This is a genomic window from Streptomyces sp. NPDC048297 (assembly GCF_043201585.1).
Taxonomy (GTDB): Bacteria; Actinomycetota; Actinomycetes; order Streptomycetales; family Streptomycetaceae; genus Streptomyces.
The window spans coordinates 1-11,231 of sequence record NZ_JBICZA010000010.1; the positions used below are offsets into that span (position 1 = coordinate 1).

The following is an 11,231-nucleotide window of genomic DNA, read 5'->3' on the forward strand; positions in this document are numbered from 1 at the left end:
CCGCACCCGCTACGAACGACGCGCCGATCTCCACCAGGGCCTGCTCGAACTGGCCTGCAGTCTCATATGCCTCCGCCGCCTACGAACCTCATTCTGAAACGATCAGTAAGAGCCAGGAGCCAGGAGCCAGGAGCCAGGAGCCAGGAGCCAGGGGCCAGGGGCCAGGGGCTAGACGCCCGAGGCCGCTGCCAGGATCTCGGCCGTCACGCGGGGCAGCGAGGCGGGGTGGAGGAAGAGGAACAGGTTCGGCTCCACCAGTTCCAGTTCCATCAGCCGGGGCTCTCCGTCCTCGCCGTCCACGAGGTCCACGCGCGCGTACAGCAGCCCGGCCGAGCCGCCGGGTACGGCCCCGCCGGGTACGGCCCCGCCGGGTACGGCCGCCAACGCCTGCTCGGCGACGGCGAGTTCGGCGTCCGTGGGCTGCCAGGGCTCCAGGTCGGGGTGGGCGGTCTTGTCGGCGTCGTACGGGGTGCCGGGGGCGAGGACGGCGCCCTTGCGGCTGGCGTGGAGCAGACGGCCGCCGAAGTACTGCAGGGCGCGCTCGCCGGTGACGTCGATGCCGGGCATGTACGACTGCACCATCGCGGTGAAGCCCTCGGCGTGCATCCGGGCCAGCTGGCGTACGGCCGTCTCGTGCTCGGCGGGCGTGTAGCGGGCGGCGAACCGGGCGCCCGCGCCGGAGGTCGGCTTGATCACGTACTCGTGGCCGGCGGGCAGGCCGACGGGGTCGCCGGCGCCGGGGGCGAGGTAGCGGGTGGGGACGGTCGGCACGCCGGCCGCCGCCAGTTCGCCGAGATAACGCTTGTCGGTGTTCCAGCGGACCACGGCGGCCGGGTTGGCCAGGCGGGTGACGGCGCCGACCCGGTCCACCCAGGCCCCGAACTCCGCCGCGCGCCAGCTGTAGTCCCAGGTCGAGCGGATCAGGACGAGGTCGTAGCCGCCCCAGTCGGCGCCCGGGTCGTCCCAGTGCCGGGCCTCCGCCTCGGCGCCCGCCTCGCGCAGCGCCCGTACCAGCACCGGCAGGTCGGCGTCCTTGCCCGGTTCGGTGCCGGGGTCGTAGGTGGCGAGGGCGATACGGGGCACGGCGGGCTCCCTGTCGTACGGGGGTTCGATCACCAGCGAGGCTAACAATCGTGCGGGGAACCGGAACAGACCACAGACCACAGACCAGGGGAACCGGAACAGACCGTCTGACCATCACCTTGACGTCCACCTTGACGTCCGCCTTGACCTTCACCTTCGGTGAAGCCCCAGCATCGGTGGCGGACGACGAGGAGCGCGAGGTGCTTCATGGAGCTGCTGACGATCGGCGCCTTCGCCAAGGCGAGCCGGCTGTCGCCGAAGGCACTGCGGCTGTACGACGAGCTGGAGTTGCTGCGGCCCGCCCGGGTCGACCCGGACACCGGCTACCGGTACTACACCGCCGGGCAGTTGCCACGGGCCCGGCTCGTGGCCTGGCTGCGCCGACTGGGCATGCCGCTCGCCGAGATCCGCGCCGTGTGCGCGCTCGACGCGGCCGGTGCCGCGCGGGAGATACGGGCGTACTGGGCGCGTGTCGAGGCGGAGACGGCCGTACGGCGGGATCTCGCCGCGTTCCTCGTCGACCAGCTGACCGCCCGGTCGGCAGCCGAGTCGAGAAGGGACCCCACCACCATGCTGGAACTGCGTTATGCCGCCGCCCGCTCCGACCGCGGGCGCGTCCGCCCCGCCAACCAGGACACCGCGTACGCGGGCCGCAGGCTGCTCGCCGTGGCCGACGGGTACGGCCCCGCGGGGGCCTTCGCGAGCGGCGCCGCCGTGGAGGCGCTGAGGTTTCTGGACGAGGGGGAGGAGATCGCGGCCGGGAGCGTGCTGAACGTGCTGGAGGACGCGGTGCGCTCCGCGGGTGAAGCGGTACGGGATGTCGCGGGCGAGGGGGACGCGGAGGCCGGCACCACGCTGACCGCGCTGCTGTGGACGGGGTCCAAGCTCGCTCTTGTCCACATCGGGGACTCCCGTGCCTACCTGCTGCGGGACGGCGAGCTGTTCCGGATCACCCACGACCACAGCGTCGTCCAGTCCCTGCTGGACGAGGGCAGGCTGACGCCGGAGGAGGCCGAGAGCCACCCCCGGCGGGCCCTGCTGCTGAAGGCCCTGGGCACGGGCACTCCCCCGGTCCCGGATCTCCGGCTGCACGAGGCACGGGCCGGCGACCGGTATCTGCTCTGCTCGGACGGGCTGACCGGTGTCGTCCCGGACGAGCGGATCAAGGAGCTGCTGAGCGGGGAGGACGCCGTTCACGCCCTGATCGACGAGGCCAACGCGGCGGGCGGCCCCGACAACGTGAGCTGCGTCGTCGCCGACGTCACCCTGCCCACCGGCCGGACCGCTGGGTAGAAGCAGGAGAGGGAGGGAGAGGGAGGCATAGGGAGAAGTGGGCGCGTGGCGGATCTCGGTACCGAGGCGTACGACGGCGTCGACGGGCTCCCTGAGCTGGTGCGGGCGGCACTGAGCCGCGCCCGCACCCACGGCTTCCCGTACTCCTGCCGCCCCGAACAGGGCCGTCTGCTGCACGCCCTGGCAGGCGGCGCCCGTGCCCGGATCGGGGAGACCGGTACCGGGCTCGGGGTCGGGCTCGCGTGGCTGGTGTCGGGGGCGCGGCCCGGGGTGCGGGTGGTCAGCGTGGAGCGGGACCCCGAGCGGGCGCGGGTCGCCGCGGAGGTGTTCGCCGGGCGGGCCGGGGTGCGCGTGCTGTGCGGGGACTGGCGGCGGATCGAGGAGCACGGGCCGTTCGATCTGCTCGTGCTCGACGGCGGCGGGCAGGGGAAGGCGCCCGGGGACGTGGCCGCCGACGTCGAGCGGCTGCCGGTGCCGGGCGGGACGGTCGTCGTGGACGACTTCACCCCGGCGGCCACCTGGCCGCCGCCGCACGAGGGCGCTGTGGACCGCGCCCGGCTGCACTGGCTGGAGCATCCCGCGCTGCGGGCGGCTGAACTGCGGCTTGCGTCCGACTTGAGCACGGTCGTGGGGACGAGGGTCCTGGTGTAGGAAGGGGGTGTCGTCGCCCGACGGCCCTGTCCCCCGACAGCCAAGGAGTACGCCGCGTGTCCTCCCTCTTTCCCGCCCTGGCGGACGGTCCGGGCGAGCGCAGCGCGATGGGGGTGCCCCCGGACGACGTCCGGGGGAAGGTCGCCCTGCGGTTCGGCGAGCGGTCGCTGACGTACGGCGGGCTCGCGGCGACTGCGGGCGCGGTCGCCGCCCGGGTGCGGAGCGCCGGCCGGGTCCAGAGCGCCACCCTGGTCCAGAGCGCCACCCTGGTCCAGAGCGCCACCCTGGTCCAGAGCGCCACCCTGGTCCAGAGCGCCACCCTGGTCCAGAGCGCCACCCGGGTCCGGAGCGCCGCCCGGGTCCGGAGCGCCGCCCGGGTCCGGAGCGCCGCCCGGGTCCGGAGCGCCGCCCGGGTCCGGGGCGCCGCCCGGGTGCGGGGCGCCGCCCGGGTCGCGGTGTGGGCGGCCCCGGAGCTGGAGACCGCCGTCGCGGTGACGGGGGTGCTGCTCGCCGGGTCGGCCGCGGTGCCGCTGAACCCGAAGTCGGGCGGGAAGGAGCTGGCGCACATCCTCGGCGACAGTGCGCCGAGCCTGGTGCCGGCCGCTCCGGACGCCCAACTGCCCGCCGCGCTCGGCGCTCCGGAGCGGGTGGACGTCGACGTGTCCGCCGCCGCGAGCCTCCCGGACGTGCGGGTTTCCGACGGCGACCCGGCGCTGATCGTCTACAAGAGGGCGCTGGTCGCCGATGCCTGAGCGACTGTCCGCCCGTCAGGTCCTCGCCCTGGTCACGGACGAGGGGACCTTCGCCGAACTCCCCGGCCTGATAAGGAAGTCGCGTACGGACGGCCCGCTCGGCTGGGAGGGCTACGACGCCTCGCGCGACCGCGCCGCCGAACGCACCGGCGAGGAGGAGTCCGTCGTCTGCGGCACCGCGCACGTCGCGGGCACCCGTGCCGTCCTGATCGCGTTCGAGTTCGGCTACCTCGGCGGCTCCCTGGGCGAGCGCACCGGCGACCGCATAGAGGCCGCCTACCACCACGCCCGTGCCCACCGGCTCCCGGTCGTCCCGCTGGTCGCCACCGGCGGCAGCCGGATGCAGGAGGGCATGCTCGCCCTGACCCAGCTCCAGCGGGTGGCCCGCGAGTCGGCGCTGACCCGTGAGGCGGGCCTGCCGCAGATCGCGGTCCTGCGGGACCCCACGACCGGCGGCGGCTGGGCCACCCTGGGCGCCGGCGCCGATGTGATCCTGGCCCTCCCGGGCGTCCAGGTGGGCTTCGCGGGCTCCCGGGTCCGGCCCCCGGACGCGGACCCGGCCGCCTACACGGCGCAGGCGCAGGTCGCGGTGGGCTCGGCGGACGCGGTGGTGCGCCCGCGGGAGCTGCGGGAGACGCTGGGCCGCTGGCTGCGGCTGCTCACCACCCCGGCGCCCGGGGCCCCGGCCCCGTACGCCCTCGGTGCCCCGGACCTCCCGGCCACCGGCTGGGAGGCCGTCCGTCGTGCCCGCTCCCCCGAACGCCCCCGCGCCCACGCCTACTTGGACGCCTACTTCACCCACCGCGTCGCCCTCAGCGGCGACCGCTGCGGCGGCACGGACCCCGACGGCATGCTGTGCGGGTTCGGCGAGCGGGACGGCCGTACGGTCGCGTACGCGGCGCAGACCGGGGCGGCGACCCGGCCGGCCGGATACCGCACGGCGGCCCGGCTGATCCGGCTCGCGGACCGGCTGGACATCCCGGTGCTGACCCTGGTGGACACGCCGGGCGCGGCCAACGACGCCGAGGCCGAACGGCAGGGCGCCGGGGCCGCGATCGCCGAGCTGTTCGGGGAGGTGGCCTCCGCGCGGGTGCCGGTCACCACGCTCGTCATCGGCGAGGGCGGCTCGGGCGGGGCACTGGCTCTGGCCGCGCCCGGCAACACCTGGGCCACGCCGGACAGTTACTTCTCGGTGATCGCCCCGGAACTCGCGGCGGCGATCCTCAAACGCCCGCCGGAAGAGGTCGAGGCGACCGCGGACCAGCTGCGCATCCGGCCGCAGGACCTGGTGGAACTGGGAGTGGTCCGGGGCATCGTCGACACCCCGGACCACCCTGGTTCCTGAACGGATTCAGTGCTGAGCGGCTTCGGACCTGAACTGAGTCCCGAACCGATTCAGTCCTGCGATTTCACTCCCGCGGTCACTTCACCGCGACCGCGTCGATGATCTCCTGCTTCACCGAGCCTCCCTTGTCGTCCTGGGCCGAGGCCCGCAGGGAGACGGACGTGGCGTCGCCCGGCACACTCAGCGTGCCGTTCCAGGAGGCGCCGCGGCCGGCGGTGAGGGACACCGTCCGCCAGGTCCTGCCCTCGTCGTACGACACCTCCAGCTTTCCGCCGCCGAGCCTTCCGGTGCCGGACGCGTTCGCCACGTACGCGGCGCCGAGGCCGATGGGGATCCGCTTGCCGGCGGCCACCTTCCCCGCGAGGTCGGTGTCGACGTCGTAGGAGAGGTTGATCAGCGGCAGGTAGGTCCAGTGGTCGGTCGGGGTGGCGGCCGACCGGAAGGTCCACTCGCTGTGGCCCTTGGACGCGGACTTCCACTTACCGGGGTCCAGCGCCGTGTCGGTGACCATCTTGTAGGTGTGCTCGTCGGACGGCGCGTCCCACACGTAGGCGGCGGAGCTGGTGCGCACCCGGTCGACCAGGGTGCCGTCCAGGTAGACGGCGGACGTCTGGGTCATGCCGTTGTCCGGGGTCCACACGTCGCCGAAGCCGGTGTGGTCGGGCCCGGAGTCGCCCCAGCCGGGGGTGTTCAGCTGGATCTGGTTCCCGGCGCGCTGCTGTCCCCAGCCCAGACCGGTGCCCAGGTACGGGTGCCACACCGGACGGAACCAGTTCCGCTTCGGGCTCGTGCCGCCCTCGTAGCGCACCAGGCCGCTGCGCTCCTCAAGGGCCGAGCCGTGGGCGTAGACGGACTCCAGCCAGACCTGGCCGGTGCCGGTGGAGACGTAGTCGGTGCGCTCGGCCGGGAAGTCGACGCGCTGCTGGAAGCCGAGGCCGAGCTTGAAGGTGTCGGTGATCGAGTAGCGGAACTCACTGCCGCTGTCCGGCGCGGCCGCGTGGAACTTGACCTTGATCGCGGCGAGTTCCTTCCCGGTGGGGGCGAAGGTGAGGTCCCGGTCCGGGACGGCGCCCGGGTAGCTCTTGGTCAGGTCGTACACGTACGGCGAATTGGGGGTGCCGGTCATGTCGACCTTGCCCGCGGCCCGCATCCGTGCCGCGTCCGGCGCGTTCACCGTGGCGATGGGCAGGGTCCGGGCGGAGCCGTCGTCGGCGCCCCACCAGCGCATCAGCCGGCCGGGCTCGTCGTCGGTCACGAACAGGGCCTTGGCGCCCGCGTCCTGGGCGGCCTGGGCGAGGGCGCCGGGGTCGGCGCCGGGTGCGAGCCGGGCGAGCACCGCCTTGCCGGACACCCCGGTGAGGGGGCCGTCACCGGCGTCGACCAGCGGCAGCCGTGTCCGCCCGTCGGGAAGCGCGCCGCCCGGCTGGACGGTCGCCTCGGTGACTCCCTTGACCTCCAACAGGGGCTTGGCGAGCCGCCACACGGTCCGGTACTCGAAGCTGCCCTGGGTGACCTTCTTGGTGGGCGCGGCGAAGATGCTGTCGTAGGTCAGCGGCACCTGATACGCGTTGAACAGGTCGGAGCCGTTCGCGTCGCGGTCGTCCTCCATGATCAGCTGCTGGGCCTCGGTGCGCTTGTCGACGTCGGCCTTGATCTCGCGCAGCTTCCGCCCGTCCAGGGTGACGTCACGGTCCTGGTCGAGGGTGATCTCGGGGTCGGAGAGGAAGCCGAGGCCGAGCGAGTCGGCGCCGTGGCTGCCGCGCACGTCGAGGAACGAGGTCAGGCTGTAGGTGCCCGGCTTCAGGCGCAGCTTCAGGGTGCCGGAGTCGTCGACCTGCGCGGGGAACGCGTCCACGCCCGCGGCGAGGGTCTGCACGCCGAGGAAGGCCGACGTGGGCGCGCCGTCACGGTCCTTGACGTGGACGGTGAGCGTGTAGCGCTCCTCCTCCTTGACCAGCCCGAAGACGGTGTGCGCGAGTTCGGTGCCGTCCGTGCCGGCAGCCACGATCTGCCCGCCGGTCTGCCCGACCGGCGCCTTGGAGCCGTCACCGGTGACGGTGGTGGAGGCGGCGCCGTGCCCGGGAACGGTGAGGGAGGAGTCGGCCAGGGTGGCGACGCCGTCCGGGGCGCCCCGCACGGAGAGGTTCAGCCGCACGTCCTGGTCGGAGGAGTTGCGGTAGGTGACCGTCCGGGTGACGGGCTTGTTCCCGTCGTACGGCCAGCCGTAGAAGCCGAGGTCGGCGCTGCCGGTGGCGGTGATGTCCGCCGCGACGGCGCCCGAGACGCTGAGGCGGCCGGCGCCCAGGTCGTAGGGGGACGCGTCGAGCTGCTTGGAGCTGGACATCAGCGCGTCCTTCAGCTGCGCGCCGGTCCAGTCGGGGTGTTCCTGGGCGAGCAGGGCGGCGGCACCGGCGACGTGCGGGGTCGCCATGGAGGTACCGCTCATGGTCGTGTAGTAGCCGCTGCCGGAGACCAGTTGCGAGCGGGCGGCGAGGATGCCCACGCCGGGCGCGGAGATGTCCGGCTTCAGGGCGTTGTCGCCGTAGCGGGGGCCGCCGCTGGTGAAGTAGGCGGCCTGGTCGGCGGAGTCGACCGCGCCGACGGTGAGGGCCGCGTCGGCGGCGCCCGGCGAGCCTATGGAGGACGGGGAGCCGGTGTTGCCGGCGGCGATGACGAAGAGGGTGCCGGTCTCGGCGGAGAGGGTGTTGACGGCCTGGGCCATCGGGTCGGTGCCGTCGCTGGCCTCGGTCGAGCCGAGGCTCATGGAGATGACCTTGGCGTGCACGTCCCGGGCGGCCCACTCCATGCCGGCGATGATCTGGGACTCGCTGCCCGAGCCCTGGTCGCTGAGCACCTTGCCGACCGCGAGGGTGGCGTCGGGCGCGACGCCCTTCTCCTTGCCGTCGGAGGCGGCGCCGCTGCCGCCGACGGTGGACAGGGTGTGGGTGCCGTGGCCGTTGCGGTCGGCGATCTCCTGCCCTTCGATGAAGCTCTTGGAGACGCTCACCCGGTTCGCGAGGTCGGGGTGGCTCAGGTCGGCGCCGGTGTCGAGGACGGCGACGGTGACGCCCTTGCCGGTGAGCCCGGCGTCCCAGGCCGACGGCGTCCCGATCTGGGCGTTGCTGTCGGCCATGTCGGCCTTCACCTGCCCGTCGAGCCACACCTTGCCGACGCTGTCGCCGCGCGTGAAGGCCTTCCAGAAGGTGCGCCCGCGGTGGGCGTCGACGGCCGCCCCGCCCAGGCTCGGCAGGTTCCGGGTCCGCTCGGTGCCGGCCGGGGCTGCGGCGGAACGGGACTTGCCGTAGGTGACGATCAGCGGCGTCGCGTCGGTCCTTGCGTCCGTGAGCCCCTGCCGGATCAGCCCGCTCACGTCGAACAGCCGCCGGTCCAGGGTGCCGGCCTTCAGATAGGGCAGCGCCTCGTCCGGTACGACGGTGATGTCGCCGTTCTGCATCTGGGTCCGTACGGCACCGGTGGCCCCTCGGGGCCGCTGCACGGTGGCCGTCTTCCGCCCCTGTCCCAGGTCGGTGACGGTCACCTTGTCACCGGTGACGAGGGTGACGGTGGTGGCGGCGTCCGGGGTGCGCGGGAGTGCCGCGGTGGCGGCGTCCCGCGCGACCGACGGTGCCGACGGCAACAGGGCGATCGCAAGCCCCGCCGACAGCATTGCCGCTCCGCGTCTGACTGGTCCTCTGGTCATCCACGTCTCTTCTCGTGTCGTGTACGCCAAGTGCTGGGACGAGTTTCATGTGCTCGGTGGTGCACGGCTGTCGCGCGTCAGTGGCGGGATGCCGTCCTGGCGGGTTCCCGCCAGCGGGCGGACACCCCGGAACCGGGATCCACCGCCCCCGGGGTGAAAAGGGGGACATCCCAACTCCCCGCAGGCGACAATGAAGCAGGCCGCAGGGCACCGGAACACGCAGACGGGGGACGCACGTCGACATGAACGAGCTGATGGAGTTCACCACGGAGGACGGCGCCGTCGTCACGGTCGAGGCCACGGACCCCACCGGCGGGACCCGGCTGGTCTCCCACCCCCAGGGCGGCCCCGCGGCCCAGGTCGCCCGGACCTTCGAAGCGACCCTGGACGGAGTGCGCGCGGCCACCCTCTCCGCCCTGCGCGTCTTCCGCGACGGCACCCTGCGCCCCGACTCCGTCGAGCTGGAGTTCGGGGTGAAACTGACCGCCGAGGCCGGCGCGATCATCGCCAAGGGCGCGGGCGAGGGCCAGTTGGTCGTCCGCATGGCGTGGACGTCCCCCGGCCCGGCCCAGGACGCGACCCCCGCACCGCAGGTACCGGGCCCGGCGACGCCCGCTGCGCCGGAGCCGGTCGCACACTCATGACGGGCGGTGCCTGGAACGCCCGCGTCGAGTGCGGGGGCCTGGTGGTCGGGGCGGGCTTCCTGGTGGCTCCCCGGACGGTGCTCACCTGCGCCCATGTCGTACAGGGCAGCGAGCGGGCGCCGCTGACCGTGTCCTTCCCGGGCCGCCGGGACCTTCTCTCCGTGCCCGCGACCGTGACCGTGCACGGCGGCTGGGCGGGCGGCGCCACCGACCCCGGCGACCTCGCCGTCCTCGAACTGGACCGGGCGTTACCGATGCGCCCGGCCGGCTTCGCGCCACCGGGAGCCGAACAGGGCTTGCCCGCCCCCGCGTTGGAGGCCTACGGCTTCCCGAACGGCTACGGCGAGGGCCAGATCGCCGAGTACCGGGCCGTGTCCGCCACGCTCATCGCCGACGAGTGGGTGCAGCTGGAGGCCGTGACCGCCCACGGCCAGCCGCTGGCCCCCGGCTTCAGCGGGGCCGCGGTCACGCTGAAGGACGGCCGCGTGGTCGGCATGGTGGCGCAGGTGGCGGGTGAGCAGGGCGTGCGCGTCGCCCGGATGCTCCCCGTCGCGGTGATGGCCCGCTACTGGACCGGCCTGAGCGAGCTGGTCCCGGCCCGCGCCGGCGGCCAGGACCCGACGCGGCGGCTGTACGGGCTGGTGCGGCGGGCCGAGGCCGACGGGCTGGAGTGCTCACCGGACCGGCTGTTCATGGATGCCGTCGGCGACTTCGGCCCGGCACTGCCGCCGGGCGGGTTCTCCTCCCTGCGCAAGGCGGTCGGCTACGTCCAGTGGGAGGTCGAGCAGCCGGCCGAGGCCCTGGCCCGGTTCGCCGACCGGCTGGAGCGGCTGCTGTCCGCAGCGCACGCCCCGGCCCCGGCTCCGGCTCCGGTCCCGGTCTCCTGGTCTCCGATCCTGGTCGAGCTGGACCGCAGCGGCGCCGGCGCCGACCAGGTCACCGTCGAGGTGTCCGCGTACCGGGACGGGCGGCGCCGGCCCGTGGGCGCGGTCCGGCTTCCGCGCGCCCGGGTACGGTCCTACGTCCAGGAGTGCGTGGACGAGGCGTTCGCCCATCTCACCCCCGGCGCCGACGAGTTGATCACGTTTGTGCTGCCGCGCGAGTGGCTGAACGAACCCGTGGCCCACTGGGAGTGCGGGCCCGAGGACTCCACGCCGCTGGGCTGCGCCCACCCGGTGGTCGTCGCCGACCGGTTCCGGCACCGCAGTGGCCGGCTGCGCCACCAACTGGGCAAGAAATGGGAGAAGTCGACGACCGACGCGGCCGGCTCCCCGGTGCTGCACCGTGTCGACTGCGGCAGCCGGGAGAACCAGGCCGGCCTGCGCAAGCGGCTCCGCGAGGAGGAGACCGAACTCGCGGGCTACGCCACCCCGCCCGACTCGGCGCCGGACCGGTTCGAGGCCGGCCTGACCACCCCGGTCCCGGTCCTCCTCTGGCCGCGCACCGGCTGCCCCGGCACCGACCACGCGGCGCCCTGCGCGGGAACCGCCTTCCTCGACGGGCTCGCCCCGCGCCTGGAGGGGGTCCCGCCCGCCGAGATCCCGCGCCGCATAAGGGAGTTGAGGGAGGAGGTTGCCGCCGAGGAGGACCCGTCACGGCACTGGGCCCGGGACATCCAGCTCCTGTGGGACGACCCACGCTGCTTCCCCGCACCCGCGGCGAGCCTGCACTCACCGGTCGCGTGAGAGCGCCGACGCCGTACGACTCCGCCACCCGCTCCTCTCTGGCCTGAACCCACAACCCGAATCCACAACCTGAACCCA

At 73.9% G+C, this 11,231-nt stretch carries 7 protein-coding genes and 3 pseudogenes; 8 read left to right on the forward strand and 2 right to left on the reverse strand.

What is annotated here, in order from left to right; genetic code table 11:
- Window positions 1-97, forward strand: a pseudogene (locus tag ACGFYV_RS13080) (IS5/IS1182 family transposase); the annotation flags it as partial.
- A gap of 71 nt (window positions 98-168) precedes the next feature.
- Here the strand turns inward: ACGFYV_RS13080 and ACGFYV_RS13085 are convergent.
- Entirely contained in the window at window positions 169-1,083 is a 915-nt protein-coding gene (locus ACGFYV_RS13085) for a RimK family alpha-L-glutamate ligase (protein ID WP_393878444.1), read from the reverse strand.
- 207 nt (window positions 1,084-1,290) lie between these two features.
- Between ACGFYV_RS13085 and ACGFYV_RS13090 the strand changes: the two genes are divergently transcribed.
- The 5 genes and pseudogenes from ACGFYV_RS13090 (at window position 1,291) to ACGFYV_RS13110 (ending at window position 5,124) form a co-directional block, all read left to right on the forward strand.
- Window positions 1,291-2,376, forward strand: a complete 1,086-nt coding sequence (locus tag ACGFYV_RS13090; RefSeq protein WP_393878445.1) for a MerR family transcriptional regulator — start codon at window positions 1,291-1,293, stop codon at window positions 2,374-2,376.
- Window positions 2,377-2,421: 45 nt separating this feature from the next.
- Window positions 2,422-3,027 (forward strand): O-methyltransferase, encoded by a 606-nt coding sequence (locus tag ACGFYV_RS13095; protein WP_393878446.1) that lies wholly within the window; start codon window positions 2,422-2,424, stop codon window positions 3,025-3,027.
- Window positions 3,028-3,083: 56 nt separating this feature from the next.
- Window positions 3,084-3,233 (forward strand): annotated as a pseudogene (locus ACGFYV_RS13100) (acyl-CoA synthetase); the annotation flags it as partial.
- A gap of 216 nt (window positions 3,234-3,449) precedes the next feature.
- Window positions 3,450-3,752 (forward strand): annotated as a pseudogene (locus tag ACGFYV_RS13105) (AMP-binding protein); the annotation flags it as partial.
- A gap of 19 nt (window positions 3,753-3,771) precedes the next feature.
- Window positions 3,772-5,124: a carboxyl transferase domain-containing protein gene (locus tag ACGFYV_RS13110; RefSeq protein WP_393878447.1), complete on the forward strand. Its 1,353-nt coding sequence runs from the start codon at window positions 3,772-3,774 to the stop codon at window positions 5,122-5,124.
- A 76-nt stretch (window positions 5,125-5,200) separates the two neighbouring features.
- Here ACGFYV_RS13110 and ACGFYV_RS13115 read toward each other — a convergent pair whose 3' ends face one another.
- Complete coding sequence (locus tag ACGFYV_RS13115) at window positions 5,201-8,824, reverse strand: S8 family serine peptidase (RefSeq protein ID WP_393878448.1); 3,624 nt, start codon at window positions 8,822-8,824, stop codon at window positions 5,201-5,203.
- A 242-nt stretch (window positions 8,825-9,066) separates the two neighbouring features.
- On the opposite strand from ACGFYV_RS13115, the gene ACGFYV_RS13120 reads away from it, so the two are divergent.
- Window positions 9,067-9,468 (forward strand): CU044_2847 family protein, encoded by a 402-nt coding sequence (locus ACGFYV_RS13120; RefSeq protein ID WP_393878449.1) that lies wholly within the window; start codon window positions 9,067-9,069, stop codon window positions 9,466-9,468.
- On the forward strand, window positions 9,465-11,153 hold the full coding sequence (locus tag ACGFYV_RS13125) for a trypsin-like peptidase domain-containing protein (RefSeq protein WP_393878450.1): 1,689 nt from the start codon (window positions 9,465-9,467) through the stop codon (window positions 11,151-11,153). Before ACGFYV_RS13120 ends, ACGFYV_RS13125 begins: the two co-directional genes overlap by 4 nt.
- Window positions 11,154-11,231 lie beyond the last annotated feature (78 nt).